General features: G+C 72.3%; 29 protein-coding genes. 5 read left to right on the top strand and 24 right to left on the bottom strand.

Annotation, left to right across the window (positions count from 1 at the left end; genetic code table 11):
* The 10 genes from IE278_RS07380 to hisI form a co-directional block, all read right to left on the bottom strand.
* Positions 1-777 carry a DsbA family protein gene (locus IE278_RS07380; protein WP_189770011.1) on the bottom strand — a complete coding sequence of 259 codons (777 nt, stop codon included), beginning with the start codon at positions 775-777 and terminating at the stop codon, positions 1-3.
* Between the two features lie 96 nt (positions 778-873).
* On the bottom strand, positions 874-1689 hold the full coding sequence (trpA, locus tag IE278_RS07375) for a tryptophan synthase subunit alpha (protein ID WP_189770009.1): 816 nt from the start codon (positions 1687-1689) through the stop codon (positions 874-876).
* On the bottom strand, positions 1686-2978 hold the full coding sequence (gene trpB / locus IE278_RS07370) for a tryptophan synthase subunit beta (RefSeq protein ID WP_189770006.1): 1293 nt from the start codon (positions 2976-2978) through the stop codon (positions 1686-1688). Before trpB ends, trpA begins: the two co-directional genes overlap by 4 nt.
* Positions 2979-3171: 193 nt before the next feature.
* On the bottom strand, positions 3172-3471 hold the full coding sequence (trpM, locus tag IE278_RS07365) for a tryptophan biosynthesis modulator TrpM (RefSeq protein WP_246570121.1): 300 nt from the start codon (positions 3469-3471) through the stop codon (positions 3172-3174).
* A gap of 9 nt (positions 3472-3480) precedes the next feature.
* Complete coding sequence (trpC, locus tag IE278_RS07360) at positions 3481-4290, bottom strand: indole-3-glycerol phosphate synthase TrpC (protein WP_189770004.1); 810 nt, start codon at positions 4288-4290, stop codon at positions 3481-3483.
* A 184-nt stretch (positions 4291-4474) separates the two neighbouring features.
* Positions 4475-4924, bottom strand: a complete 450-nt coding sequence (locus tag IE278_RS07355) for a DUF2752 domain-containing protein (RefSeq protein WP_189770486.1) — start codon at positions 4922-4924, stop codon at positions 4475-4477.
* An 89-nt stretch (positions 4925-5013) separates the two neighbouring features.
* Entirely contained in the window at positions 5014-5247 is a 234-nt protein-coding gene (locus IE278_RS07350) for an HGxxPAAW family protein (protein ID WP_189770002.1), read from the bottom strand.
* Positions 5248-5471: 224 nt separating this feature from the next.
* Positions 5472-6113 (bottom strand): TIGR02234 family membrane protein, encoded by a 642-nt coding sequence (locus IE278_RS07345; protein ID WP_189770485.1) that lies wholly within the window; start codon positions 6111-6113, stop codon positions 5472-5474.
* A gap of 132 nt (positions 6114-6245) precedes the next feature.
* Positions 6246-7733 (bottom strand): anthranilate synthase component I, encoded by a 1488-nt coding sequence (locus IE278_RS07340; RefSeq protein WP_189770000.1) that lies wholly within the window; start codon positions 7731-7733, stop codon positions 6246-6248.
* Between the two features lie 11 nt (positions 7734-7744).
* Positions 7745-8191: a phosphoribosyl-AMP cyclohydrolase gene (hisI, locus tag IE278_RS07335; RefSeq protein WP_189769998.1), complete on the bottom strand. Its 447-nt coding sequence runs from the start codon at positions 8189-8191 to the stop codon at positions 7745-7747.
* Between the two features lie 142 nt (positions 8192-8333).
* On the opposite strand from hisI, the gene IE278_RS07330 reads away from it, so the two are divergent.
* The gene (locus IE278_RS07330) at positions 8334-8969 is read left to right on the top strand and encodes a TIGR03085 family metal-binding protein (protein WP_189769996.1); all 636 of its coding nucleotides are present in this window, start codon (positions 8334-8336) and stop codon (positions 8967-8969) included.
* A gap of 57 nt (positions 8970-9026) precedes the next feature.
* Here the strand turns inward: IE278_RS07330 and IE278_RS07325 are convergent, their stop codons facing one another.
* The 10 genes from IE278_RS07325 to hisD form a co-directional block, all read right to left on the bottom strand.
* Positions 9027-10295 (bottom strand): MFS transporter, encoded by a 1269-nt coding sequence (locus IE278_RS07325; protein WP_189769994.1) that lies wholly within the window; start codon positions 10293-10295, stop codon positions 9027-9029.
* A gap of 54 nt (positions 10296-10349) precedes the next feature.
* Positions 10350-10937, bottom strand: a complete 588-nt coding sequence (locus IE278_RS07320; protein WP_189769992.1) for an ArsR/SmtB family transcription factor — start codon at positions 10935-10937, stop codon at positions 10350-10352.
* 141 nt (positions 10938-11078) lie between these two features.
* A complete protein-coding gene (gene hisF, locus IE278_RS07315) occupies positions 11079-11834 on the bottom strand; it encodes an imidazole glycerol phosphate synthase subunit HisF (protein WP_189769990.1) in 756 nt (251 codons plus the stop codon).
* Positions 11831-12250 carry a RidA family protein gene (locus IE278_RS07310; RefSeq protein WP_189769987.1) on the bottom strand — a complete coding sequence of 140 codons (420 nt, stop codon included), beginning with the start codon at positions 12248-12250 and terminating at the stop codon, positions 11831-11833. The genes hisF and IE278_RS07310 overlap by 4 nt, the downstream gene beginning before the upstream one ends.
* On the bottom strand, positions 12247-12972 hold the full coding sequence (gene priA / locus IE278_RS07305; RefSeq protein ID WP_189769985.1) for a bifunctional 1-(5-phosphoribosyl)-5-((5-phosphoribosylamino)methylideneamino)imidazole-4-carboxamide isomerase/phosphoribosylanthranilate isomerase PriA: 726 nt from the start codon (positions 12970-12972) through the stop codon (positions 12247-12249). Before priA ends, IE278_RS07310 begins: the two co-directional genes overlap by 4 nt.
* 3 nt (positions 12973-12975) lie before the next feature.
* Positions 12976-13626 (bottom strand): imidazole glycerol phosphate synthase subunit HisH, encoded by a 651-nt coding sequence (gene hisH / locus IE278_RS07300; protein ID WP_189769983.1) that lies wholly within the window; start codon positions 13624-13626, stop codon positions 12976-12978.
* Positions 13617-13781: a CG2302 family histidine operon protein gene (locus IE278_RS07295; RefSeq protein ID WP_189769981.1), complete on the bottom strand. Its 165-nt coding sequence runs from the start codon at positions 13779-13781 to the stop codon at positions 13617-13619. Before IE278_RS07295 ends, hisH begins: the two co-directional genes overlap by 10 nt.
* Before the next feature lie 3 nt (positions 13782-13784).
* Positions 13785-14378 (bottom strand): imidazoleglycerol-phosphate dehydratase HisB, encoded by a 594-nt coding sequence (hisB, locus tag IE278_RS07290; protein WP_055518513.1) that lies wholly within the window; start codon positions 14376-14378, stop codon positions 13785-13787.
* Positions 14375-15559, bottom strand: coding sequence for a histidinol-phosphate transaminase (locus tag IE278_RS07285; RefSeq protein ID WP_189770484.1), 1185 nt, complete (start codon positions 15557-15559; stop codon positions 14375-14377). Before IE278_RS07285 ends, hisB begins: the two co-directional genes overlap by 4 nt.
* A 47-nt stretch (positions 15560-15606) precedes the next feature.
* Positions 15607-16929 (bottom strand): histidinol dehydrogenase, encoded by a 1323-nt coding sequence (gene hisD, locus IE278_RS07280; protein WP_189769979.1) that lies wholly within the window; start codon positions 16927-16929, stop codon positions 15607-15609.
* A 212-nt stretch (positions 16930-17141) separates the two neighbouring features.
* Here hisD and IE278_RS07275 point away from each other — a divergent pair, with 212 nt between their 5' ends.
* The 4 genes from IE278_RS07275 (at position 17142) to ybaK (ending at position 21223) form a co-directional block, all read left to right on the top strand.
* Positions 17142-18722 (top strand): oxidoreductase, encoded by a 1581-nt coding sequence (locus IE278_RS07275; protein ID WP_189769977.1) that lies wholly within the window; start codon positions 17142-17144, stop codon positions 18720-18722.
* 162 nt (positions 18723-18884) lie between these two features.
* Complete coding sequence (locus IE278_RS07270) at positions 18885-19928, top strand: hypothetical protein (protein ID WP_189769975.1); 1044 nt, start codon at positions 18885-18887, stop codon at positions 19926-19928.
* An 11-nt stretch (positions 19929-19939) separates the two neighbouring features.
* A complete protein-coding gene (locus IE278_RS07265; RefSeq protein ID WP_189769973.1) occupies positions 19940-20680 on the top strand; it encodes an LON peptidase substrate-binding domain-containing protein in 741 nt (246 codons plus the stop codon).
* Positions 20681-20719: 39 nt separating this feature from the next.
* Positions 20720-21223: a Cys-tRNA(Pro) deacylase gene (ybaK, locus tag IE278_RS07260; RefSeq protein WP_189769971.1), complete on the top strand. Its 504-nt coding sequence runs from the start codon at positions 20720-20722 to the stop codon at positions 21221-21223.
* A gap of 264 nt (positions 21224-21487) precedes the next feature.
* On the opposite strand, the gene IE278_RS07255 is transcribed toward ybaK, so the two are convergent.
* The 4 genes from IE278_RS07255 to IE278_RS07240 all read right to left on the bottom strand — a co-directional run bounded on the left by IE278_RS07255 (position 21488) and on the right by IE278_RS07240 (position 25779).
* Positions 21488-22126, bottom strand: coding sequence for an AAA family ATPase (locus tag IE278_RS07255; protein ID WP_189769968.1), 639 nt, complete (start codon positions 22124-22126; stop codon positions 21488-21490).
* A gap of 34 nt (positions 22127-22160) precedes the next feature.
* Positions 22161-23003: an ABC transporter permease gene (locus IE278_RS07250; protein ID WP_189769966.1), complete on the bottom strand. Its 843-nt coding sequence runs from the start codon at positions 23001-23003 to the stop codon at positions 22161-22163.
* A gap of 124 nt (positions 23004-23127) precedes the next feature.
* The gene (locus IE278_RS07245; RefSeq protein ID WP_373311930.1) at positions 23128-24159 is read right to left on the bottom strand and encodes an ABC transporter ATP-binding protein; all 1032 of its coding nucleotides are present in this window, start codon (positions 24157-24159) and stop codon (positions 23128-23130) included.
* A gap of 342 nt (positions 24160-24501) precedes the next feature.
* Positions 24502-25779 carry an NYN domain-containing protein gene (locus IE278_RS07240; protein WP_189769962.1) on the bottom strand — a complete coding sequence of 426 codons (1278 nt, stop codon included), beginning with the start codon at positions 25777-25779 and terminating at the stop codon, positions 24502-24504.
* Between the last annotated feature and the right edge of the window lie 215 nt (positions 25780-25994).

Raw genomic sequence — 25994 nt, 5'->3', positions numbered from 1 at the left:
TCACGCCTTGTCGGCCTGCTGCACCAGCTGCTTCAGCTTGGCCGGGGTCATCGTCTGGTCCTGGTAGATGTTCTTCCCGTTCAGCAGGACCGTCGGGGTGCCGCTGAAGCCGCCGCCCTGGAAGGCCTGGTGGGACTTGGCGACCCAGCTGTCGTGCGTGCCGTCCTCGACGCACTTCTTGAACGTGTCGGTGGTGAGTCCGTCCACCTTGCCGGCCAGCTCGATCAGCTTGCTGTTCTTCGCGTACGCGTCGTCCGTCTCGGCGGGCTGGTTCTCGAACAGCACGTCGTGGTACGCGGGGAACTTCCCGGCGTCCTGGGCGCACGCGGCGGCGTTGGCGGCGCGCAGGGAGCCGCTGCCTCGCATGTTCCCGTCGATCAGGGTCGCCAGGTGGTACTCGACCTTGAGCTGTCCGGATTCCGTCAGCTCATGGACCGTCGAGCGGTAGGCGTCCTCGAAGCTCTTGCAGGCCGGGCAGCGGAAGTCCTCCCACACGGTGAGGGTCGACTTCGCGCTCTCCTTGCCGACGGGGATGGCGAGGCTGTCGTCGCCGTTCGCCCCTGAGGGAGCCGTCAGCGGGCCCGCCTCGGAGTCCGCCTTGTCGCCGCCCGAGTTCGCAGCCAGGACGCCGATCACCCCGGCCAGGGCCAGGACGCAGACGATCGCTCCGCCCACGACCAGGACCCGGCGGCGCTTCTCCGTCTTCTTGTGCTTGTCTCGCTCTTCCGCCAGCCGCTCGCGGGCGGTGCGCTTTCCCTCACGGTTCTTCTCGCTCACATCCCGCAGAACGAACCGGGGAGGCGCACCGCGCCTCCCCGGCCCCAGGTCCACCCGTTCGAGTGAGTGAACCGTTCATCACTCCATCATTCCGCGCTACACCGTGCCGCGCACACCCTGGGCGAGGTCGGCGGCGAGCGCGCGTACGGCGTCCAGGCCCGCGGCCTCGTCGGGGGCGTCCAGCATCAGCTTCACGAAGGCCGAGCCGACGATGACGCCGTCGGCGAAGCCCGCGACCTCCGCCGCCTGTACGGCGTTCGAGACGCCGAGGCCGACACAGACCGGGAGGTCGGTGGTGGCCTTGGTGCGCCGGACGAGGTCCTGCGCCTGGGCGCCCACGGACGCGCGGGTACCGGTGACACCCATCAGCGAGGCCGCGTACACGAAGCCGGAGCCGGCCGCGGTGATGTCGGCGAGGCGGGCGTCCTTGCTGCTGGGCGCGACGACGAAGACGGTCGCGAGGCCGTGCTTCTCCGCGTGCTCCCTCCACAGCGCCGACTCCTGGACGGGCAGGTCGGGCAGGATGCACCCGGCGCCGCCCGCCTCGGCCAGCTCGGTGGTGAAGCGCTCCACGCCGTAGCGGTCGATGGGGTTCCAGTACGTCATCACGAGGACGGGCTTGCCGGTCGCCTCGTACGCCTCGCGGACCGTGCGCATCACATCGGCGATCTTGACTCCGCCGCGCAGGGCGATGTCGTCGGCGGTCTGGATGACGGGGCCGTCCAGGACGGGGTCGCTGTGCGGCAGCCCGACCTCGACGACGTCCGCGCCGCCGTCGAAGACGGCCTTGATCGCCGCGATGCCGCCGTCCACGGTCGGGAATCCGGCCGGCAGGTACGCGATCAGCGCGGACCGGCCCTCCACCTTCGCCCCGGCGAGGGTGTCACTCAACAGCTGTACGTTGCCGCTCACTTGGCGTCCCCCTCGATCTCGGCGGTGCCGCTGCCGGCGTCCGCCTCGACGACGGCGTCGGCGCCCTCGTCGTACAGGCCGAAGTACCGCGCGGCCGTGTCCATGTCCTTGTCGCCGCGGCCGGAGAGGTTGACGACGATCAGTCCGTCCGGGCCGAGTTCCCGGCCGACCTCCAGGGCTCCGGCGAGCGCGTGGGCGCTCTCGATGGCCGGAATGATGCCCTCGGTGCGGGAGAGCAGACGCAGGGCCTGCATGGCCGCGTCGTCGGTGACGGCCCGGTACTCGCCCCGGCCGCTGTCCTTGAGGTAGGCGTGCTCGGGGCCGATGCCCGGGTAGTCGAGTCCGGCCGAGATCGAGTAGGGCTCGGTGATCTGACCCTCCTCGTCCTGGAGGACGTAACTGCGGGAGCCGTGCAGGATGCCCGGCTCGCCCGCCGTCAGGGTGGCGGCGTGCTCGCCGGTCTCGATGCCGTGTCCGGCGGGCTCGCAGCCGATGAGGCGTACGTCCGCGTCCGGGATGAAGGCGTGGAAGAGGCCGATGGCGTTCGAGCCGCCGCCGACGCAGGCGATCGCCGCGTCGGGCAGGCGGCCCGCGCGCTCCAGGATCTGCCGCCGGGCCTCGACGCCGATGACGCGGTGGAAGTCGCGGACCATCGCCGGGAACGGGTGGGGCCCGGCGACCGTGCCGAACAGGTAGTGCGTGCGGTCGACGTTGGCGACCCAGTCGCGGAAGGCCTCGTTGATGGCGTCCTTCAGCGTGCGGCTGCCGGACTTGACCGCGATGACCTCGGCGCCGAGCATGCGCATCCGGGCCACGTTCAGCGCCTGGCGTTCGGTGTCGATCTCGCCCATGTAGATGGTGCATTCGAGGCCGAACAGCGCGCAGGCGGTGGCCGTGGCGACGCCGTGCTGGCCGGCGCCGGTCTCGGCGATGACGCGGGTCTTGCCCATGCGCTTGGTGAGCAGGGCCTGGCCGAGCACGTTGTTGATCTTGTGGGAGCCGGTGTGGTTGAGGTCTTCCCTCTTCAGGAAGACACGGGCGCCCCCGGCGTGCTCGGCGAACCGCTCGACCTCGGTGAGGGAGCTGGGCCGGCCGGTGTAGTGGACGAGCAGGTCGTCCAGTTCCCGGGCGAACTCGGGGTCGGACTTGGCCTTGTCGTACTCGACGGCGACCTCGTCCACGGCGGCGACCAGCGCCTCCGGGATGAACTTGCCGCCGAACGCGCCGAAGTAGCCCTCGGCGCTGGGGATGTGACCCTCGGGGTCGGGAATGAAGAACTCGCTGGACATGCGGTTACCTCGCAGGGGCGTGGGCCCCGGTCAACAGGTCGGATGACGGTCACGGATGCGCCGTACGCCGCTCTCCACCGCGACGGCGGAAGCCCACACGACGGCGGGAAGCCCGCGCGGGCGGCGGACGCCCTCGCGACGGCGGGAAGCCCGCACGGTGGTGATCGGCGGTGCCGGACCGGGCCGTACCCCGTCAGGAAACGGGGCGGGGCCCACCGGCGGCGGTGGCGTCGATGTGGGCGGCGCTCGCACGCCGACGCCATCGCATGCCGTTCACCTGGCCCGGCTCGTCGCCGATGACGTACCGCACCCGGCGGCCGTGCACGCGCCGCGCGGGCGCCCGGCAGCCGCGCGGACGGCAGCCGCGGGCGAGCCGGGCGTAGGGCCCGGGAGCCGCCGAGATCCCCGCGGCGACGGACCGGACACACGCCGGACCACCGTCGGGGCGGGAGCCCGGACGGGTGGTGGCGGCGGGGGTCCGGCCGTCGCTCATCGGGAGAGGTCAGCCCCGTCCGTGCCGCAGCGCGGGGTGCGCGCCCGCGGCGACCAGGTCGGAGACCGCGGTCTTCGGGTCCCGGCCGGTCACCAGCGACTCGCCGACGAGTACGGCGTCGGCGCCCGCGTTGGCGTAGGCGATGAGGTCGTGCGGGCCGCGGACACCGGACTCGGCGATCTTCACGATGTGCGCGGGGATCTCGGGTGCGATGCGCTCGAAGGTGCCGCGGTCGACCTTGAGGTCCTTGAGGTTGCGCGCGTTGACGCCGATGACCTTCGCCCCGGCCTCCACGGCCCGGTCGATCTCGTCCTCGTCGTGCACCTCGACGAGCGGGGTGAGTCCGATGGACTCGGCGCGCTCGATGAGGGACTCCAGGGCGGGCTGGTCGAGGGCGGCCACGATGAGCAGCGCGAGGTCGGCCCCGTACGCCCGGGCCTCCCACAGCTGGTATGACGTGACGATGAAGTCCTTGCGCAGCACCGGGATGTCGACCCGGGCCCGGACGGCCTCCAGGTCGGCGAGCGAGCCGCCGAAGCGGCGCTGTTCGGTGAGCACGGAGATGACGGCCGCGCCGCCCGCCTCGTAGTCCGCGGCGAGGGCCGCGGGGTCGGCGATCGCGGCGAGGGCGCCCTTGGACGGGCTGGAGCGCTTGACCTCGCAGATGACCTTGACGCCGTCGCCGCGCAGGGCCGCGACACCGTCCTTGGCGGGCTGAGCCTTCGCGGCGCGCTCCTTGAGCTCGTCGAGGCTGACGCGCGCCTGCCGTTCCGCGAGGTCGGCACGGACTCCGTCGATGATCTCGTCGAGCACACTCACGCGAGCGGCCCCCTTCCGTGACGGTGAACGGTTGTAGCGGTTCATGCGGTGCGAGCGGTTCTGCGTCGACCGGGGTTTCGTCGCATCGGGCGAAACCGGTGGTCACTGCGATGGTATCCGGAGGAGGGCTTGGGCCTCACATCCGGTTGACGCCGGTCCCACTACCTGGACGTTCCCTGATTGATCAAGGGTGCAGCCAGCCACCGAACGGCAGGTTCCGGACAACGGTGAAGACCAGCAACAACGCGCCCAGGGCCCACAGCAGGGGCGCCCCGGGATCGACGCGCGTCGGGCGGCCCCGGACCGTGCGGACCACCCAGACGGTCCACAGCACGGCGAAGACCAGATAGCCGATCACGGCGGGCGCGTTGGCCCCGAGGGCCGTTCCGAGGTCCCCGTGCACGACGGCGTGGGCGCTGCGCAGCCCTCCGCAGCCGGGGCAGTACAGGCCCGTGTACCGGAACAGTGGGCAGGCCGGGTAGTGGCCGGGTTCGTTCGGATCGACGGTTCCCACGTACGCGAAGGCCGCGGCGACGGCCAGGAGGATCCCGCCGGGTACGGCGAGCCGTCGTACCGCGGCTCCGGAGCCGGCAGCGGGCGTCGCCCTGTGGGATTCGGCGTTCACGCGTCGTATTGTGCCGCGCTCGGGCGGACGGCGCACACGGCCGGAGGCGGTCCCGGCGCTCGAAGAGCCGGACCCGCCTCCTGAGCGGCCCGCCGGGGTCAGCTCTCGGCCGACGCGACCTGGTGGGTCGGGTGCGAGTTCTTCGGCTGGCCGAGGCCCGCCGCGCGCATGGCCATGCCGACCACGCCGCCGAGGACGACGATGACCATGCCGGCCCAGAAGCCCAGCGGGCTGGCCAGCACCATGAAGGCACCGGAGACGCAGAAACCGATGAAGGCGATGATGACACCGGTCCAGGCGGCCGGGGTGTGGCCGTGGCTGCTGCCCGCCATGACGTTGCTCCTCGTTGCTGTACGTGTATGAGCCGGACGCTCCCCCCCATTGTCCCGCACCGCCACACCCACGTTCCCACTGGGGTTCACGGACGACCACACCCCTTCAAGGGCGCCCCAGGGGCGCGGGGAACGGCGCAATCTTTTGTCTTTGCTTTTCGGGGGCGCGGGGAACGGCGCAGTCTTTGACCTTTGCCTTCAGGGGCGCGGGGAACGGCGCAATCTCACGCCCCGGTAGGGTCCTCGCCCCGGTCGAGCGCCTTCCAGATCTCCTCCGGCCGGTCGGGGTCGACCACCGCACGGACCCGCCGAGGCCGAGGCGTCCCGTCCCGCTCGTACCGCCCCGACATGGTCGGCCACGACCGCCCGTACCGCAGCGCCAGAAGCCCCGCGAGCAGCAGCAGCAGACCGCCCACCGCGGCCACGTACGGCCACCCGGTGTGCGTCATCGTGCCCACGGTCGCGGCGGTGTCCCCGGTGGCCGCGGCGGCCTTCTCGTCCAGCGCGGAGCTGTCGGAGAGGCCGAGGAGCGCCGAGGCGATCGTGCCCGCCCCGGAGAGCGCGAGGAGTCCGGCGACCAGGAAGCGCCCGGCCCGGCGGACGGCGAAGACGGCGACGAGGGAGGCGAGTCCCACGATGGCCAGCGAGGCGGGGACGCCCGTGACGTCACTGCCGGAGGCGCTCAGCGGGAAGTCGCCACCGGCCACGGTCGCCGTGCCGCCCGACCAGCCGCGCCGGGTGGCGAGCAGCACGAGGGCCGCGCCGAGCGCGCCGGACAACAGGGCGACGGCGAGGCTTCGGCGGCCGGCCCGGGCGGGCCCAGGGGCTTCGGATCGGGGGTGCGGTACAGCAGTCACGTACCCCACTATCGCCTGAACTCCGGGCGAACCGTCACCCGGGGACACGTGAGCCACGTCGCACTGCCCGCGAATGTCTCCTTGTCGACCTCGTCACGCGTGCCGTCTCGTGCCCTCTCGTGCCCGTCGGGCGGACGCCCGTCAGGAGAGCCGGTTGGCCGTGTGGACCGCGCGCAGGACCGCCGCCGCCTTGTTGCGACACTCGGTGTCCTCGGCGACGGGGTCCGAGTCGGCGACGACCCCGGCGCCCGCCTGCACGTACGCCGTGCCGTCCCGCAGCAGGGCCGTACGGATGGCGATGGCGGTGTCGGAGTCGCCCGCGAAGTCGAGGTAGCCGACGCAGCCGCCGTACAGACCGCGCCGCGAGGGCTCCAGTTCGTCGATGATCTGCATCGCGCGGGGCTTGGGGGCGCCGGAGAGCGTGCCGGCGGGGAAGCAGGCGGTCAGTACGTCGAAGGCCGTGCGCCCCTCGGCGACCTTGCCGGTGACGGTCGACACGATGTGCATGACGTGCGAGTAGCGCTCGATGGACATGAAGTCGACGACCTCCACGGAGCCGGGCTCGCAGACCCGTCCCAGGTCGTTGCGGCCCAGGTCGACGAGCATCAGGTGCTCGGCGCGCTCCTTGGGGTCGGAGATCAGTTCGTCGGCGTACGCCTGGTCCTCCTGGACGGTGGCGCCGCGCGGCCGGGTGCCCGCGATGGGGTGGACCATCGCCTGTCCGTCCTCGACCTTGACCAGGGCCTCCGGGGAGGAACCCACGACGTCGAAGCCGTCGAAGCGGAAGAGGTACATGTACGGGGAGGGGTTGGTCGCCCGCAGGACCCGGTAGACGTCCAGCGCGCTCGCCGTGCACGCCGTCTCGAAACGCTGGGAGGGGACGACCTGGAAGGCCTCGCCGGCCCGGATGCGCTCCTTGATGTCGTCGACGGCGACCTGGTAGTCGGGGCCGCCCCACAGCGCGGTGTACTCGGGGAGTTCGGACGGCGGGAGTGCGGCCGGGGGCTGCGAGACGGGCCGTGAGAGGTCCGCCTCCATGGCGTCGAGGCGGGCCACGGCGTCGTGGTAGGCCTCGTCGACGCCCGTGTCGAGGTCGTTGTGGTTGATCGCGTTGGCGATCAGCAGGACCGAGCCGTCCCAGTGGTCCAGGACCGCGAGGTCGCTGGTGAGCAGCATGGTCAGCTCGGGCAGCTTCAGGTCGTCGCGTTCGCCGGGGCCGATCTTCTCCAGGCGGCGCACGATGTCGTAGCCGAGGTAGCCGACCATGCCGCCCGTGAACGGCGGGAGCGCCTGGCCGTGGGCGAGGTCGTGCGGGGTGTGCAGGGTCTCGATGGTGGCGCGCAGGGCCGCGAGGGGGTCGCCGTCGGCCGGGACCCCGACGGGCGGGGTGCCCAGCCAGTGCGCCTGTCCGTCGCGCTCGGTGAGGGTGGCGGCCGAGCGGACCCCCACGAAGGAGTAGCGGGACCACGTGCGGCCGTTCTCCGCGGATTCCAGGAGGAAGGTGCCGGGGCGTTCGTCGGCGAGCTTGCGGTAGAGCGCGACGGGCGTGTCGCCGTCCGCGAGGAGCTTGCGGCTGACGGGGATGACACGCCGGTCGGTGGCCAGCTTGCGGAAGGTGTCGAGGTCCATGGCGGCTGACCTTACTGATCCACGGCCGGTACGCCGGAACCGGCGTCTCCGGACTCCCCGCCGTCTCCGGACTCCCCGACGCCCCCGGCGTCCTTGAGGAGCACGTCGGCGTCGAAGCAGGTGCGGTCGCCGGTGTGGCAGGCGGCGCCCACCTGGTCGACCTTGACCAGCAGGGTGTCGGCGTCGCAGTCGAGGGCGACGGACCTGACCCACTGGAAGTGCCCGGAGGTGTCGCCCTTGACCCAGTACTCCCGGCGGCTGCGCGACCAGTAGGTGCACCGGCCGGTCGTCAGCGTGCGATGCAGCGCCTCGTCGTCCATCCAGCCGAGCATCAGCACCTCACCGGTGTCGTACTGCTGGGCGATGGCGGGTACGAGCCCGTCGGCGCTGCGCCTGAGGCGTGCGGCGATCTCGGGGTCCAGGCCGCTGGGCCTGCTGGGCGTGGGCGTGCTGGTCATGCCGACCATTGTGCCGCGCCGGCCGTACGTACCCGGACGGCGTCCACTGGATGAGAGGCGCGGTGGGGCGGAAACCCGTCAACGGGATATCGGTGGCCCGCAGAAGTGGGCGGACCGCCGGGGCGGTCGTAGGCTGGCAGACATGTCGACCCATGCGAAGCGTGAACGACTCCTCCTCGCCGATCTGTTGGAGGCGGAGGGACCGGACGCCCCCACTCTGTGCGAGGGCTGGAACACCCGCGATCTCGCCGCCCATGTCGTGGTGCGCGAGCGCCGCCCGGACGCCGCCGGCGGTCTCCTGATCAAGCAGCTCGCGTCTCGGCTCGACCGGGTGATGGCGGAGTTCGCCGAGAAGCCGTACGAGGAGCTGATCCAGCTGATCCGTACGGGGCCGCCGCGTTTCTCGCCGTTCTCCCTGAAGCAGATCGACGAGGCGTCGAACGCGATCGAGTTCTACGTCCACACCGAGGACGTACGCCGTGCCCGGCCCGACTGGGTTCCCCGGGTGCTCGACCCGGTCTTCCAGGACGCCCTGTGGTCCCGTCTCGAACGCGCGGCCCGTCTGATGGGCCGGGGCGCGCCCACGGGTCTGGTCCTGCGGCGCCCGGACGGGCAGACGGTCGTCGCGCACAAGGGCACCCCCGTCGTCACGGTCACCGGTGAGCCCTCCGAGCTGGTCCTCTTCGCCCACGGCCGCCAGGGCGTGGCCGATGTGGAGGTCGACGGCGACAAGGACGCGATCGTCAAGCTCCAGGAGACGAAGCAACTGGGTCTGTAGGCCGGTCATGGCCACCCGCGCTCCGCACGGGCGCGGGTGGCCGCACAGGTGGCGGCCTCACCGCGGGAGTTCCGCGCGCCGCAACGCCCCGGAGCCGAGCCCCGCCAGCCCGCCGAGCGCGCACACGCCCGCGCCGGCGGCGAAGACCGGGCCGGTCCCCCAGAGCGCGATCGCCGCGCCGGTCAGCGGGAACGTGAGCGGGGCGAGCCCGAGGCTGAAGAGGCTCGCCACGGAGGTCACCCGTCCGACGAACGCGGGATCCGACTCGGTCTGTATCAGCGCCCCGCACAACGCCCCGCTCAGCCCGGCGAGCAGGCCGACGGCGAGCGCCACGCCGACGGCCGCGGCGAGCGTCGGCACGTACGCGACCGCCCCGACGGCGACGGCTCCGACGGCGATCGTCACGGACAGCACCAGCCCCGCGCGCGGCACCCGCCCCCGCACGGTCAGCAGCAGGGACATCGCGCCCGCCCCGGTGCCGAAACCCGCCAGCACCCAGCCCATCCCCGAGGCGCCCCAGCCGCGTTCGTCCGCGAGCAGGGCCAGTCCGACGTTCAGCGGTCCGACGAAACCCAGGTCGCTCAGCGCGATGACCAGCATGAGCCGGGCGAGGACGGGGTTGCGCCGGATGTGGTTCAGGCCGTCCCGCAGTTCCCGCGCGGCGGTGGGCCGGGCGGCCCGCTCCCGTCCGGCGGCCGCCTCCCGCGGCAGGCGTCCGATCCGGACGGCCGCCAGCAGCGGCAGCGCCACCGCGAAGAAGAGCGCCGCCGCGCCGAAGGCCGCCGCGGCGCCGCCGAGGGCCACTCCGAGGCCGCCGAGCGGGGCGCCCAGGACGCCCGCGAGCCGGTTCGCCATGCCGCGCATGCCCTGCACCCTGGCCAGTTGGCCGCGGGTGGTGATCCGGGCAGGCAGCGCGCCGAGCGCGGGCATGAGCGCGGCGTCGACCACGCCGAAGAGCAGGGCGAGCACCCCGAGCAGCCACAGTCCGGGGCTGCTCACCAGCAGCACGACGGCGACGGCGGCCACCACCGCGCACCGCACGCCGTTGCCGGTGATCAGCACGCGACGCGGGCCGAAGCGGTCGGCGATCACTCCCCCGCCCAGCATGAGCAGGGCACGCGGCACGGCGCTCGCGGCCATCACGAGCCCGGCCTGCGAGGGCGTACCGGACTGCACGGCGGCCCAGGACAGCGCCACGTAGTAGACGTTGTCGCCGATCGCCGAGGAGGTGTACGCGCCGAGCCAGCGCAGGACGTCGGGGTCGCGGTGGGCGGGGCGCTCCCCGGCCGGCGGGGCACCTGCGGAGATCGCGGGCGTGACGGTCACAGCGACGGCCTCTCAGGTGCGAAGTCTCAGGAACGAGGTCTCAGGAACGAGGTCTCAGGTGCGGAACGGGAAGGCGAGCGCGTGCAGCGCGACGTTCTCGCGCCCCTCGGTCTCGCCGGCGGCCTCGGCGGCACGCCCCTTCTCGTCGTACTTCTTCGCGAGGGCCAGCAACTCCGCGCTCAGCTCGGCCAGTTCGGCGGCGGTCAGCCGTAGCAGCGACTCGTTGTCGGGGGCGGCGGAGTTCCACTCGGGGCCCCAGGTGAGGCGTTCGTCGAGGTAGCGGCGGTACATGTCGGACCGCTGCTGGTGGAAGAGCCGGGTGGCGGCGAGGTGCGCGGCGGCCCGCTCGGGTGCGTACCGGAAGTCCTGGTCCCGGATGCTCACGCCCTGCGTGGCGGGCTGCCACCAGCGCTCACGGCCGTCGCCGCTGCGCCCCTCGGCCGCCTCGATCAGCCCGTGCTCGGCGAGTTTGCGCAGGTGGTAGCTGACCAGGGAGACCGCTTCGTCGACCTGCTCGGCGAGCTGGGAGGCGGTGGCGGTGCGGGCGACGCACAAGCCCCGGTAGAGCTGCATCCGCAGGGGGTGGGCCAGGGCCTTGAGGGTGCCGAGGTCCGTGATCGGTTGGTTCTCCGTGCCGCTCATGGCACCGACCGTAGATACAGAAGAAAAGTTGCGCAATAAAAACTGCGCAACTTTTCTTTCTCATCTCCCCGCTCCGGACAGACGAGAGCCCCGGCCGCGTCCAGCGGCCGGGGCTCTCGTCGACACGACGTCAGGGGGACGTCACCGCACAGGGTGCCCGGCCTCCCGCAGCGTCTGCTTCACCTGGCCGATCCGCAGATCGCCGAAGTGGAAGACGGAGGCGGCCAGCACGGCGTCCGCGCCCGCGGTGACGGCCGGCGCGAAGTCGTCCAGCCGCCCCGCGCCGCCCGAGGCGATGACCGGCACCGTGACGTGCTTGCGCACGGCCCCGATCATCTCCAGGTCGTAGCCGTCCTTCGTGCCGTCGGCGTCCATCGAGTTGAGCAGGATCTCGCCCGCGCCCAGTTCGGCGGCCCGGTGCGCCCACTCGACGGCGTCGATGCCGGTGCCCTCGCGGCCGCCGTGGGTGGTGACCTCGAAGGTCCCGGCGGCCGTCCTGCGCGCGTCCACCGACAGGACGAGGACCTGCCGGCCGAAGCGCTCCGCGATCTCGCGGATCAGGTCGGGGCGGGCGATGGCGGCCGTGTTGACGCCGACCTTGTCCGCGCCCGCCCGCAGCAGCTTGTCGACGTCCTCGGCGGTGCGCACGCCGCCGCCCACCGTGAGCGGGATGAACACCTGCTCGGCGGTGCGGCGCACCACGTCGTAGGTGGTCTCGCGGTTGCCGGAGGACGCGGTGATGTCCAGGAACGTCAGCTCGTCGGCGCCCTCGGCGTCGTACACCTTGGCCATCTCGACGGGGTCGCCCGCGTCGCGCAGGTTCTGGAAGTTGACGCCCTTGACGACCCGGCCGTTGTCGACGTCCAGGCAGGGGATCACTCGTACGGCGAGGGTCATGAGGCGGACTCCTCCCGAGGCCCCGGCGCCGCCTCCCGGTACGCCTCCACCTCGACCTCGACGACCAGGCCGGGGTCCACGAAACCGGAGACGATGATCATCGAGGCGGCCGGCCGGACCACGTCGAAGAACTCCTTGTGGGCGCGGCCGATGTCCTCCACGTCCCGGGCGTGTGTGAGGTACATCCGCGTACGGACGACGTGCTCGCGGCCGAGGCCGAGCTGCTCCAGGGCGGCGAGGGCGACCTTGAAGGAGTTGACGGCCTGCTCGTACGGGTCTCCCCCGGCGATCTGGCCGTCCACCACGGAGGTGCAGCCGGAGACCAGCACGAGGCCGTTCGGCAGTTCCACCGCGCGGGAGTAACCGAATGCCTCCTCCCAGGGGGCGCCGGTCGTGACGCGTCGCACGGCGCTCATCCGGCCACCGCCGCGAGCGCCTCTTCCAGGGTGAACGCCTTGGCGTACAGGGCCTTTCCGACGATCGCGCCCTCGACCCCGAGGGACACGAGGTCGGCGAGGGCGCGGAGGTCGTCCAGCGAGGAGACGCCCCCGGAAGCGACGACGGGACGGTCGGTGGCCGCGCAGACGTTCTTCAGGAGCTCCAGGTTCGGGCCCTGGAGAGTGCCGTCCTTGGCGATGTCGGTGACGACGTACCGCGCGCAGCCCTCCTTGTCGAGGCGCGCCAGCGTCTCGTAGAGGTCGCCGCCGTCGCGGGTCCAGCCGCGGCCGCGCAGGGTGGTGCCGCGTACGTCGAGGCCGACCGCGATCTTGTCGCCGTGCTCGGCGATGACCTTGGCGACCCACTCGGGGGTCTCCAGGGCGGCGGTGCCGAGGTTCACGCGGGTGCAGCCGGTGGCGAGGGCGGCGGCGAGCGTGTCGTCGTCGCGGATGCCGCCGGACAGCTCCACCTTGATGTCCATGGCGCGGGCGACCTCGGCGATCAGCTCCCGGTTGTCGCCCGTGCCGAACGCGGCGTCCAGGTCCACCAGGTGCAGCCACTCGGCGCCGGACCGCTGCCAGGCGAGGGCGGCCTCCAGCGGGGAACCGTACGACGTCTCCGTGCCGGACTCGCCGTGCACGAGCCGGACGGCCTGGCCGTCACGGACGTCGACGGCGGGGAGGAGTTCGAGCTTGGCCATGGTCTACAGGGTTCCGATCCAGTTGGTGAGCAGCTGGGCTCCGGCGTCGCCGGACTTCTCGGGGTGGAACTGGGTGGCCCACAGGGCGCCGTTCTCGACGGCCGCCACGAAGGGCTTGCCGTGCGTGGACCAGGTGACGAGCGGTGAGCGCATCGCCGGGTTCGCGGTCTCCAGGGACCAGTCGTGGACGGCGTACGAGTGCACGAAGTAGAAGCGCGCGTCGGCGTCGAGGCCGGCGAAGAGCTTCGTGCCGGCCGGGGACTCGACGGTGTTCCAGCCCATGTGGGGCACGATGTCGGCCTGCAGCGGCTCGACCGATCCCGGCCACTCGTCGAGGCCCTCGGTCTCGACGCCGTGTTCGATGCCGCGTTCGAAGAGGATCTGCATGCCGACGCAGATACCGAGGACCGGGCGGCCGCCGGCGAGGCGGCGGCCGACGATCCAGTCGCCGCGCGCGTCCCGCAGGCCCTTCATACAGGCGGCGAAGGCGCCGACGCCCGGGACCAGCAGGCCGTCCGCGGCCATGGCCTTGTCGTAGTCGCGGGTGATCTCGACCTCGGCGCCCGCGCGCGCGAGGGCGCGTTCGGCGGACCTGACGTTGCCGAAGCCGTAGTCAAAGACGACCACTCGCTTGGAAGGGGTACTCAATTCCACACCTCCAGGCGGACGACACCGGCCACGAGGCACATGGCCGCGCCGATGGACAGCAGGATGATGAGGCTCTTGGGCATCTGCTGCTTGACGAAGGAGTACACGCCGCCGAGCAGGAAGAGCCCGACGACGATCAGGACGGTGGAGAGGCCGCTCATGGCTTACAGCGCGCCCTTCGTGGAGGGAAGGATGCCCGCCGCGCGCGGGTCGCGCTCGGAGGCGTAGCGCAGGGCCCGGGCGAGGGCCTTGAACTGGCACTCCACGATGTGGTGGGCGTTGCGCCCGTACGGCACGTGCACGTGCAGGGCGATCTGCGCCTGGGCGACGAAGGACTCCAGGATGTGCCGGGTCATCGTCGTGTCGTACTCGCCGATCATCGGCGCCATCTTCTCGGGCTCGGTGTGCACGAGGTAGGGGCGGCCCGAGAGGTCCACGGTGACCTGGGCGAGCGACTCGTCCAGCGGGACGGTGCAGTTGCCGAAGCGGTAGATGCCGACCTTGTCGCCGAGTGCCTGCTTGAAGGCGCCGCCGAGGGCGAGGGCGGTGTCCTCGATGGTGTGGTGCGAGTCGATGTGCAGGTCGCCCTCGGTCTTGACGGTCAGGTCGAACAGACCGTGCCGGCCGAGCTGGTCGAGCATGTGGTCGTAGAAGCCGACGCCTGTCGACACATCGACCTTTCCGCTGCCGTCGAGATCGATCTCGACGACGACGGAGGTCTCCTTGGTGTTCCGTTCGACACGGCCTACGCGGCTCATGCGCTCTGCTCCTTCGGGTCCTTCGGGCGGGGTGTGGGGGTGGCTCCCACGGATTTCGGCGGCTCACGCCGTAGGTCGCGCGACAGCTCACGGACCGCGTCGAGGAACGCGTCGTTCTCGGCGGGGGTGCCGGCGGTGACCCGCAGCCACCCCGGTACGCCGTTGTCCCGGACCAGGACGCCCCGGTCGAGGATCCGTTGCCAGGCCTCGTGCGATCCGCTCGCGCCGTCGAACCGGCCGAACTGGACGAAGTTGGCGTCGGACTCGGTCACCTCGAAACCCAGCGCGCGCAGTTCGGCCACCAGCCGGTCACGCTCGGTCTTCAACTGCTCGACGTATCCGAGCAGGGTGTCGGTGTGCTCCAGGGCGGCCAGCGCGGTCGCCTGGGTGACGGCCGACAGGTGGTACGGCAGCCGTACGAGCTGGACGGCGTCCACGACGGCCGGGTGGGCGGCGAGGTAGCCGAGGCGCAGCCCGGCCGCGCCGAACGCCTTGGACATGGTGCGCGATACGACGAGATTCGGCCGATCTTCGAGCAGCGGGAGCAGTGACTCACCGTGACTGAACTCGACGTACGCCTCGTCGACGATGACCATCGCGCCGGCGGTCCCGGCCCTGGCCGCCTGCGCCGCCTCGTACAGCGCGAGGACGGTGGCGGCCGGAACCGCGTTGCCCGTGGGGTTGTTGGGGGTGGTGATGAACACGACGTCGGGCCGGTGCGCGGCGATGGCCTCCGCAGCGGCGACCGCGTCGATCGTGAAGTCGTCGTTGCGGGGGCCGGAGATCCAGCCCGTGCCGGTGCCGCGCGAGATGAGCCCGTGCATCGAGTACGAGGGCTCGAAGCCGATCGCGGTGCGGCCGGGCCCGCCGAAGGTCTGCAGCAGCTGCTGGATGACCTCGTTCGAGCCGTTGGCCGCCCACACGTTCTCGACGCCGACCACGTGCTTGCCGGTCTTCGTCAGATAGGCGGCCAGCTCGGTGCGCAGCTCCACCGCGTCCCGGTCGGGGTAGCGGTTGAGATGGCGCGCGGCCTCGCGCACCCGCTCGGTGATCCGCTCGACGAGCGGTTCGGGCAGCGGGTACGGATTCTCGTTGGTGTTCAGCCGTACGGGCACGTCGAGCTGGGGGGCGCCGTACGGGGACTTGCCGCGCAGCTCGTCGCGGACGGGCAGGTCCTCCATACCGAAGGAGCTGCCGGAGGAGCTGTCGGAGGAACCGCCGAAGGTACTCACTTGCCGGGCACCTTCCAGCCGAACCGGGCCTTGACCGCGGCGCCGTGGGCGGGGAGGTCCTCCGCCTCGGCGAGCGTCACCACGTGGTGGGCGACCTCCGCGAGCGCGTCGCGGGTGTAGTCGACGATGTGGATGCCGCGCAGGAACGACTGGACGGACAGGCCCGAGGAGTGGCAGGCGCAGCCGCCGGTCGGCAGGACGTGGTTGGAGCCGGCCGCGTAGTCGCCCAGCGAGACGGGCGCCCAGGGGCCGACGAAGACCGCACCGGCGTTGGTGACCCGGTCGGCGACCGCGTGCGCGTCGGCGGTCTGGATCTCCAGGTGCTCGGCGCCGTACGCGTTGACGACCCGCAGGCCCTCCTCCACGCCGTCCACCAGCACGATCGCGGACTGCCTGCCGGCCAGCGCCGGGACGATCCGGTCCTCGATGTGCTTGGTGGCGGCGACCTGCGGTTCCAGTTCCTTGGCGACCGCGTCGGCCAGGGTGGGCGAGTCGGTGACGAGGACGGCGGCGGCGAGCGGGTCGTGCTCGGCCTGGCTGATCAGGTCGGAGGCGACGTGCACGGGGTCGGCGCTGTCGTCGGCGAGGATCGCGATCTCGGTCGGTCCCGCCTCGGCGTCGATGCCGATCCGGCCCGCGAAGTAGCGCTTGGCGGCGGCGACCCAGATGTTGCCGGGGCCGGTGACCATGTTGGCGGGCGGGCAGGACTCGGTGCCGTACGCGAACATCGCCACGGCGGTCGCGCCGCCCGCCGCGTACACCTCGTCGACGCCGAGCAGCGCGCAGGCGGCCAGGATCGTCGGGTGGGGCAGGCCACCGAAGTCGGACTGGGCGGGTGAGGCGAGCGCGATCGACCCGACGCCTGCCTCCTGGGCCGGGACCACGTTCATGATCACGGACGAGGGGTAGACGGACCGGCCGCCGGGCGCGTACAGCCCGACGCGGTCGACGGGCACCCACTTCTCGGTGACCGAGCCGCCGGGGACCACCTGGGTGGTGCGGGTGGTGCGGCGCTGCTCGCGGTGGACGATCCGGGCGCGGCGGATCGACTCCTCCAGGGCCGCGCGGACGGACCTGTCGAGCTGTTCGAGCGCGTCGGTGAGGGCCTGCGCGGGGACCCGTACGGACTCCAGACGGACGCCGTCGAACTTCTCCGCGTAGTCGATCAGCGCCGCGTCACCCCGATGATGCACGGCCTCGCAGATCGGACGCACCTTCTCCAGGGCGGCCGAAACGTCGAAGTCGGCTCGGGGCAGCAGGTCGCGCAGGGCGGGGCCCTCGGGGAGGGCGTCGCCGCGCAGATCGATTCGGGAGATCACGTAGCTAATTCTCTCAGACGGCCGTCGGGCGTCGGACGGCTGTATCAATCGCTGATACGAGCCGCTACTCCCCGGGCGGCGGGTGGCTTGATCCGGCCCCCCATGGTCACGCAGAGCAACGACGGTCACTCTCGGCGTTCAGGCGCCGACTCAGCGGGCATCACAGGGACGGCTGTACGAACTCGCGAGTAACTGAGGAGTGAGAGAAAACCGTGACCGATGGGGCCGGCCTGCGCGTCGGCGAACTGCCCGACGACCTGAGCGCGGCCGAGGCCGGCATGTGGCAGGCGTTCCGCAACGGGAGCGTGTACGACCTGCGTGCCGGGGACACCGTGATCGACGATCCGCACGGCGGGCACCCCTGGGGCCCGGAGCGCACGGTACGGGCCCGGATCGTGTGCTGGCTGCTGCTGGACGGGCCGCCCGCGCTCGACGGCCGGGTGGCCTCCCTGAAGCTGGCCGGGGTCCAGATCGTCGACCCGCTCGATCTCGCGGGCGGCACGATCGAGCCGTACGTCGAGATGAAGGGCTGCCGTTTCGAGAAGGAGATCGTGCTGCCGGAGTCCCGGTTCACGACGCTGCGGCTGGTGGACTGCGCGATACCGCGGCTGGAGGCGGCCCGGCTGCACACCGAGGGCGATCTGCATCTGCCGCGCTGCCGCTTCCACAACGGTGTGCGCCTCACCGACGCGCACATCGGCACGGACCTGCTGCTCAACCAGGCGGTGATCTACCGCGACCGGCGCGACAACTCCCTCGTCGGCGACGGCATGACCATCGGGCAGGATCTGCAGGCCGAGATGATGGTGTCGCACGGCGAGCTGAGCCTGCGCGGCGCGAAGGTGGGCGTCTCGCTCAGCCTGCGCGGCAGCCGGCTGGCCAACCCGTACGGGCGCCGGGCGCTGAACGCGCCGCAGCTGACCGTCGAACGCACCCTGTACCTGACCCCCGCGGGCATCGGCGACCCCGTGCTGACCAGCGGCCGGACCCCCGCGCACGGCACCCGGGTACAGCGGTTCGAGTGCGAGGGCGGGATCCGGCTGGACGACGGCCGGTTCGGCGACGCGGTGGACTTCGAACAGGCCCGCCTCACACTGCGCGACGACCAGGAGATCTCGCTGCGCCGCGTCCAGGTGCCCGAGCTGCGGTTCCTCGGCCGGCGTCCGCAGCGCGGCCGGGTCGTGCTGAACGGGGCGCGGGTGGTCACCCTCATCGACCAGGCGACCAGCTGGCCGGGCGCGGGCCAGCTGCAGATGGGCGGCTTCCAGTACGAGTACCTGGTACCGCGCGGCCCGTTCCCGCTGGCCCGGCGCCTGCAGTGGGTGGCGGCGGCCACGCCCGAGTACAACCCGGAGCCGTACGAGCGGCTGGCGACGGTGCTGCGCAACGGCGGCGAGGACGAGGAGGCGCGCGAGGTGCTGCTCGCCAAGCAGCGCCACCGGCGCGAGAACCTGCCGATCGCGGCGAAGCTGTGGGGTTACGTACAGGACTGGACGGTCGCCTACGGATACCGGCCGGGGCGTGCGGCCGTCTGGATGGGCGTGCTGTGGGCGGTGACCTCCTTCGCCTTCGCGCACGCCGCCCACCCGCCGCTCAAGAGCGGTGAGCATCCGCCGTGGAACCCGTCGATCTTCGCCCTCGACCTGCTGCTGCCGCTCATCGACCTCGGCCAGGCCGGCTACTGGCAGCTGCGCGGCGGCTGGCAGTGGCTGGCCGCGGCGGTGATCCTGCTGGGCTGGGTCCTGGCGACGACGGTCGCGGCGGGCGCGAGCCGCACACTCCGCAGGCACTGAACGGCGCCGGCCGCATGGGCGCCGTACAGCCGCCCGGCACCTGAGCAACAGTCACCTTTTACCTGCCCTTGACCAATCCCCACGCAACCAAACCACGGTTACGAAAGCGTCACCGCACATCCCCTGGTACACGTCCGACCTGCGGTTTTCAATGGACCCACCATGGCACTGCTGCGAGCGCTCCTCCGTACGGTCCGGATGGCGCGGAACACTTCGAGTCTCGCCGCCGGTCTGCCCGACGACGACGAGGTGCTGCTCGACGCCCCGGACGAACGGCTCGGCCCGGCCCTGGTCGCGGCGGGCCGCGGTGAGTACGGCCCGGCGGGCAAACTCCTGTCCACCACCCGCGAGTCCGCCGAGTGGGAGAACCGCGACCGGTACGCGACCCGCCTCGCGGCCTTCGCCCTCTCCCGCGGCGAATGGTTCGACGACTGGCGCTCCGCCGCCCCGCACGACCCGGACGCGGCCCTGGTCAAGGCCGAGCTCGCGGTGTGCCGGAGCTGGCGCTCACCGGCCCGCGCCGAACTCCTGCGCCAGGTCGGACCGCTGATCTCCGCCGCAGCCGAGGGCGCCCCGCGCGACCCCGTGCCGTGGCGGATCGCACTGGACCACGCCCGCGGCACGAACGCGCCGCACACCGAGTTCGAGCAGCTGTGGGCGCAGGCCGTCCGCCGCTCCCCGCACCACTACGGCTGCCATGTGGCCGCCCTGCAGTACCTGTCCGCCGCCTGGTACGGCTCGCACCGCGAGTGCTTCGACTTCGCCGAACGCGCCGCCCACGACGCGCTGCCCGGCTCCCTGGTCCAGGCGCTGCCCGTGCGGGCGGCCTTCGCCTATCTGACCGAGGGCGGCGGGGCCGCCGTCGGCCGCGCACGCCTCGACTCGGCGGCCGACCTGGCGATCGCCCTCTCCGCGGAGTACCAGGACGCCGACCCGTGGCCCGCGGAGGTCCGCAATCTGCTCACCTATGTGCTGGTCAGGCTGGAGCGCTGGGAGGACGCGCTGGAACAACTGCGCCGGATCGGCCCGTACGCCACCTCGTTCCCCTGGGACCGCGTCTCGGACGATCCGCTCGGCCAGTTCCTCGAACTGCGCGACGGGATCCGCCTCCAGGTGGCCTCGGACCGACCCCTGAGGGCACCGATCGGGGATCTTCCGCATCCACGGAGTGAGCACGGCGGACGTACGCCCTCCGGTGACCATTAGGCTTTCGCGTCGTGACCACCGTCCGGCTCCCACTCTTCCCCCTGAACTCGGTGCTGTTTCCCGGGCTCGTCCTGCCGCTGAACATCTTCGAGGAGCGCTACCGCGCGATGATGCGCGATCTGCTGAAGACCCCGGAGGACGAACCGCGCCGGTTCGCCGTCGTCGCCATCCGCGACGGCCACGAGGTCGCGGCCACCTCACCCGGTATGCCCGACCAGACGGCCGTGCCGCAGCGCGGGCCCTCGGCCGGGTTCGGCGACGACCCGCTCAAGGCCTTCCACTCGGTGGGCTGTATCGCCGACGCGGCGACGATCCGGGAACGGGCCGACGGCAGCTTCGAGGTACTGGCCACCGGGACGACCCGGGTACGGCTGGTCTCCGTGGACGCCTCCGGGGCCTATCTGACGGCCGAGCTGGAGGAACTGGCGGAGGAGCCCGGCGAAGAGGCCGGGGCGCTGGCGGAAGGGGTGCTGCGGGCCTTCCGGCAGTACCAGAAGCGGCTGGCGGGCGCGCGGGAGCGGTCGCTCGCCACCGGGGCCGACCTGCCGGACGAGCCGTCCGTCGTCTCGTACCTGGTCGCGGCGGCCGCGATGCTGGACGTCCCGGCGAAGCAGCGGCTGCTCCAGGCACCGGACACGGCCTCCCGGCTGCGCGAGGAGCTGACGCTGCTGCGGGCCGAGACCGCGATCATCCGCAATCTGCCCTCGCTGCCCGCGTCGGAACTGACGCGCGGGCCGACGAGCCTCAACTGAACGGGTTCACGAGCCCCAGTCCGTAAGAAGGGTCTTCTCTTGGCGAAGAAGGCGAAGAAGCAGCAGCAGGCGGGCGGGACACCGGCGACCGTGGCACTCACCGCGGCCGGGGTCGAGTTCACGGTCCACGCCTACGAGCACGACCCGGCGCACCCCTCGTACGGGGAGGAGGCCGCCGAGGCCATGGGCGTGTCCCCCGACCGGGTCTTCAAGACGCTGGTCGCGGACGTCGACGGGGACCTGACGGTCGCCGTCGTACCCGTGGCGGGCTCCCTCGACCTGAAGGCGCTGGCGGCGGCGGTCGGCGGCAAGCGGGCCGCGATGGCCGACCCGGCCGCCGCGGAGCGCACCACGGGGTACGTCCGCGGGGGCATCTCGCCGCTCGGGCAGCGCAGGCGGCTCCGTACGGTGCTGGACGCGTCCGCGCGCGGGCACGCCACGGTCTGCGTCTCCGCCGGGCGGCGGGGGCTGGAGGTCGAGCTGGCCCCGGACGACCTCGCGCGGCTCACCGACGCGGTGGTGGCGTCCGTGGGGCGTGCGTGAACCCTCGACGGGGGGCGGGTTCTCGGTTAAGTACCGAGGACATGTCGAAGAAGACGCGCAAGCGGAAGTGGCGGGTTCGTAAAGGGCGGGCGAACCACGGGCGGCGCCCGGCGTGAGCGGGGGCGCTCCACTGGTCCGTGAGTTGCCCCCGGGCCGGCGGGTCGGCCGCGGGTGCGTCGTGGCCGGGCGCGCGGTTCCCCGCGCCCCGGTGGGGCGCCCCTGCGGGGCTGCCCCGCCCCAGGTCGCCGTCCAGCCGGGGCGCCGTCAGACTTGTGGGCTCTTCGGGTAGTACGGGGAGTCGAAGGGGTCCGGGTCCCTGGGGGCGAAGAGGGCTGTCAGGCCCAGGTGGACCAGCAGGGCCGAGACGGACCAGGCGAGCAGCGCGCCCTTGGCACCGAGCTCCAGCGGGGCGTCGAAGGTGACGCCCTTGCCGGCCTCCTTGGCGTGCGCGACCACGTCCTGGGTGGGGCCGAGCCAGATGCCGAGGCGCCAGGCGACCAGGGACCCCAGGACCCCGCCGACGGTGAGGGCGACGACGAGCGCGATCCCGCCCCGGCGCCGCAGCAGGAACACCGCCAGCGCGCTGACCAGGCCGAGGGCGAGTGCCAGCAGAGTGAACGTCCCGTCCACGCCGATGGCCTGCTCCCCCTCCGTGTCCTTGAGGTAGACGGTCGTGTCGTCCGAGACGAGCGGCACGTGCGGTGCCAGCCACCACCACAGGACACCGAGCAGGAGCCCGCCGACCGCCATCGCGACCGTGACGATCGCGGCCTCGCGCAGCTCTGTCTTCATTCCGGGACCGTCCTCCTGATGACCGAGCCCGTACCCGGCGGGCGGCGCCTGCCAGGCGTCGTGCGGCGGCTGGTGGTGCGGCGGCGGAGGCGGGTTCAGCGGTGCGGTCACACCGACATCGTGCCAGGCCCGCCTGTCGGGCGCGTCACCGGACGGCCGCCCGGCGGTAGGCCCAGGTCGCGACGGCGAGCGAGGCGACGCCGACACCCGCGCACACGGCGAGGTCGAGCAGCACGAGACCCCAGTCCGGGTCGGGCCCGAAGGTCAGCCCGAGCGCCTCGACCCCGTAGGTGGAGGGCATCAGATCACGCGCCCACTGCACGAACGTGGGCAGCCGGTCCGGCGGCAGCACGCCGAGCAGCAGCGCGGCGGACATACCCAACTGGCCGAGGAGTGTGGCCAGTTCGGGTCGGGGCGCGAGCAGTCCGAGCGCCGCTCCGAGGCCGGCGAGCGCCGCGCCCGCGAGCGGGATGACGGCGACGAGGATCCACAGGTGCGTCAGCGGCAACTGGAAGAGGACGCTGCCCACGACGGCGGTCACGAGCGTCCCCGGCACGGTGAAGGAGGCGTACGCGGCGGCCGCGCCGAGCACGACGGCGGCGGGCGGTACGGGCAGCGTCGCGTAGTGGTCGAGGCCGCCGCTGGCGCGCAGCTGGCCGAAGTACTGGGCGAGCAGGTTGAGCGCGACGAACGCGACCACGAGGACCGACGAACCGGCGACCACGGCCCGTGCCTCGCCGCCGCCGTCCACGACCCCGCGCATCAGGACCATGATCCCGATGGACTGGAAGGTCGCCACGAACAGCAGCGGGATCCGCGCCACCCTGGCCCGGGAGAGCTGTGCCCGGTAGACGGCCGCCAGCGCCGGCCACAGCCGGGCGCGCGGCCCGAGCAAGGCCACGACCCGGGCACCGTCCTCGGTGTCCACGCTCCGGCTCCCGTCCACACGGGCTGCGCCGGGCAGGACCTCGGCGGGTACGACACTCACGTCGAGCGGCTCCTGTTCGCTTCGGCTGTCGTCCTGTACGTCCTGTACCTGATCCGTCTGTGCCTGTTGTGTCCGCACCTGTTCCGTCCGCACCTGTTCCGTACGGACGCGGAGGCCCGAATGCTCACGCCTTGACCAACCCCCGTACGCTCCCGGCGCTGCCGCCCAGTGCCAGGTACACGTCCTCCAGACTCGGCGTGGCGAGGGTGAAGTCGTCCAGGGCGGCGAAGGCGGCGCCGCCGGTGACCGCCGCGACGGCCGCGCGGGCCTCTTCGGGAGAGAGCCGCAGCGACCAGCGACGGCCCGACTCTACGGCGCGGTCGCGCAGGGCCGCGACCTCGGGCACGTCGAGCGGGGCGCGCTCGCGCCAGACGAGTTCGAGCCGCACCTCGCCGGCGACCTGTTCCTTGAGCCCGGAGGGGGTGTCGCAGGCGATGACACGTCCGCGGTCGAGCACGGCGACCCGGTCGAGCACGGTCTCCGCCTCGATGACGTTGTGGGTGACCAGGAGGACCGTCGTGGCGTGCTCGGCCCGGCGCCGGTCGACGGCGCTCCAGACGGCCCGGCGGGCGACGGGGTCCATACCGGTGGTGGGCTCGTCGAGGACGAGGAACGGCCGTGCGCCGACGAGGGTGGTGGCGAAGCAGGCGAGCCGCCGCTGTCCGCCGGAGAGCTTCTTCAGGGGTCGCGAGGCGAGCGCGGTGAGCCCCAGTTCCTCCAGGACGGCGTCCCGCTCGGCCCGTGCGCTGCGCACGGCGAGCCCGCGCAGCCGGCCGGTGGTCTCCGCGGCGAGTGACACGGTCAGCTCGTCGAGCGCGGTGGACTCCTGCCCGAGGTACGCGAGGATCCGCGATGCCCGCTCGGGGTGGCGCACGATGTCGTGCCCGAGGATCTCGACACTGCCGCGGTCGGGGCGCATCAGCCCGGTCAGCTGGCGTACGAGGGTGGTCTTGCCGGCGCCGTTCGGCCCGAGCAGCCCGAAGATCTCGCCCTGCCGGATGTCGATCCGGACCCCGTCGGTGGCCCGCACCTCGGGCGTCCCGGGTGCCCCACGGCGACCGCGCACCGCCGGATACGTCTTCGTAAGATCCCGCACGGCACACACGACATCCCCACCGTGCCCGTCCCGGACTGCCTGTGCGGTGCGCGTACTCACGAGCATTGAGACTACGGGGTCCCACCCCCCGAACAACGCCCGGGTCGGACATACCACCTTCCAGACCCACGAAGAACGGCACAGCCTTGCGCGGTCAGGGGCGCGGGGAACGGCGCAATCTTTAGCTTTTTGGGGGCGCGGGGAACGGCGCAATCTTTGGCTCTTGGGGGCGCGGGGAACGGCGCAATCTTTGGCTCTTGGGGGCGCGGGGAACGGCGCAACCTTGCGCTGTCAGGGCCGCGGAGAACGGCGCAGCCTCGCGCTTCAAGGGGCGCGGGGAACGGCGCAACAAGCCCCACCGGACCGCAGCCGACAACACCCCCGGCGGGAGGCCACCCCCACCTACTCCCCTGCGGGAGCATGCTCCGCAGTGCTCCGCGCATCGATCTCCCGCCAGAACCCCGCCCGAATCGCATACCGGTCATGCTCATCGATCTGATCGTCCTTGTGCGCGAGCAACCCGAACCGCGCCGCGTACCGCAACAACTCCCCGTCGATCCGGTGCGGCACCCGCGGATACATCGTGGACAGCTTCGGCAGTTGCGCCTGGTCGGCCAGCCGCTCCATCCACCGCCGTGCGAACACCTGCCCGACCTCGAACGGATCACCGCCCACCGTGGTGATGTCCTCCTCCCGGTCGGCCCACCGCTGCTCCGCCGAGGTGAGCTGCGCGAGCGTCGGCAGCAGCGCGGCCTCCGCGTTCTCGGCGGCGGTGCCGGGCCGGTCCACCCACCCCTTGTCGGACGACCAGCGCAACGTCGCGTTGGCGGGATGCTGCGCCCCCGGGCCCCCCGGCGCACCGGACGGCCCCGGCGCCCGCAGCGCGGCCAGATCCTTCGGCGTGGGAACACCCTTCGCCGCCGGCACCCGCGCCTCCGTGCCGTTCTCGCCCGGCGCGGCCTGCGTGTGCTCGGCCTCCGCCAGGGCCCGTTCCCCCACGGTCCGCTCCCCCACGGCCCCCTCACCGGCGGAGCCGAGCGTGGAACTCAGCGCGGACTCGGGCAGCGGCGCGGAGAGGATCGCGGCGATCTCGGGCCGCGGCGCGGGCGGCGGCGCGCAGACCCCGCCGAGTTCCTTGGCCCGGACGGCCTTGGTGATCCAGATCCGGTCGAGCACGCGCCGCTCGTCGGCCTCCGCGACCAGGTCCTCGGACTGGTTGTAGTCGCCGTCCGCGGCCTGTACGGCCCACAGGTGCACGGCGACCCCGTGTTCCTTCGCGGCCATCATGCCGGGCAGCAGATCACCGTCACCGGTGACGAGCACGACGTCGGAGCAGGCACGGTTGCGCGCCAGCTCGGTCAGCTCGGCGTGCATGGCGGCGTCGACGCCCTTCTGCGCCCACCGCCCGTCGCTGCGGGTCAGCGCGCCGAGGCGCACCGTGACCCGGGGCATCACCCGCAGCCTGCGGTGCTCCGGCTGCGGTACGCGGTCGGGGGCGCCGTCGAACCAGTAGATGCGCAGCAGGGGCCGATCCGTCTCGGACTCGGCGCGCTCGCGCAGCCCCTGGATGAGGGCGGCGTGGTCCACGGTGATCCGGGATCGTGAGGGTTCCCCGGCGAGAAGACTGGCAGCGGCCCCGAGCAGATAACCGGCGTCCACCAGGACAATGCAGCGGTCCACGCGATCCACCCTCTTTCCGGGAGGTTTGCTTCGGGCTTCCTTCGAGTCTGCCCGACCACGCGGAGGTTAACGGCCGGAACTCGATCTTCGGCGTGGCGGATCGGCGTATCCCTCGCCCACAGCCCTTATTACGCACGGTAATTCTCCGAAATGCGCGACTCCTCAGCCTATGTGAGTCTGAGTCCGGCCCTAGGGGGCTTGGGCCCCCTGATCCC

Source organism: Streptomyces tauricus (assembly GCF_014650955.1).
Classification (GTDB): domain Bacteria; phylum Actinomycetota; class Actinomycetes; order Streptomycetales; family Streptomycetaceae; genus Streptomyces; species Streptomyces tauricus.
This window is presented reverse-complemented; position numbering and strand designations above follow the sequence as displayed.

Excerpts from the sequence above, each read along its gene's own strand:
- IE278_RS07350 (WP_189770002.1), bottom strand. The coding sequence starts at position 5,247 with ATGGCGGGCAGCAGCCACGGCCACACCCCGGCCGCCTGGACCGGTGTC.
- IE278_RS07320 (WP_189769992.1), bottom strand. The coding sequence starts at position 10,937 with ATGAGCGGCACGGAGAACCAACCGATCACGGACCTCGGCACCCTCAAG.
- IE278_RS07330 (WP_189769996.1), top strand. The coding sequence starts at position 8,334 with ATGTCGACCCATGCGAAGCGTGAACGACTCCTCCTCGCCGATCTGTTG.
- hisF (WP_189769990.1), bottom strand. The coding sequence starts at position 11,834 with ATGACCCTCGCCGTACGAGTGATCCCCTGCCTGGACGTCGACAACGGC.
- IE278_RS07340 (WP_189770000.1), bottom strand. The coding sequence starts at position 7,733 with ATGGACCTCGACACCTTCCGCAAGCTGGCCACCGACCGGCGTGTCATC.
- trpM (WP_246570121.1), bottom strand. The coding sequence starts at position 3,471 with ATGAGCGACGGCCGGACCCCCGCCGCCACCACCCGTCCGGGCTCCCGC.
- IE278_RS07285 (WP_189770484.1), bottom strand. The coding sequence starts at position 15,559 with ATGGAGGACCTGCCCGTCCGCGACGAGCTGCGCGGCAAGTCCCCGTAC.
- IE278_RS07270 (WP_189769975.1), top strand. The coding sequence starts at position 18,885 with ATGGCACTGCTGCGAGCGCTCCTCCGTACGGTCCGGATGGCGCGGAAC.
- priA (WP_189769985.1), bottom strand. The coding sequence starts at position 12,972 with ATGGCCAAGCTCGAACTCCTCCCCGCCGTCGACGTCCGTGACGGCCAG.
- IE278_RS07295 (WP_189769981.1), bottom strand. The coding sequence starts at position 13,781 with ATGAGCGGCCTCTCCACCGTCCTGATCGTCGTCGGGCTCTTCCTGCTC.
- trpB (WP_189770006.1), bottom strand. The coding sequence starts at position 2,978 with ATGTCCAGCGAGTTCTTCATTCCCGACCCCGAGGGTCACATCCCCAGC.
- hisB (WP_055518513.1), bottom strand. The coding sequence starts at position 14,378 with ATGAGCCGCGTAGGCCGTGTCGAACGGAACACCAAGGAGACCTCCGTC.
- IE278_RS07310 (WP_189769987.1), bottom strand. The coding sequence starts at position 12,250 with ATGAGCGCCGTGCGACGCGTCACGACCGGCGCCCCCTGGGAGGAGGCA.
- hisI (WP_189769998.1), bottom strand. The coding sequence starts at position 8,191 with ATGACCAGCACGCCCACGCCCAGCAGGCCCAGCGGCCTGGACCCCGAG.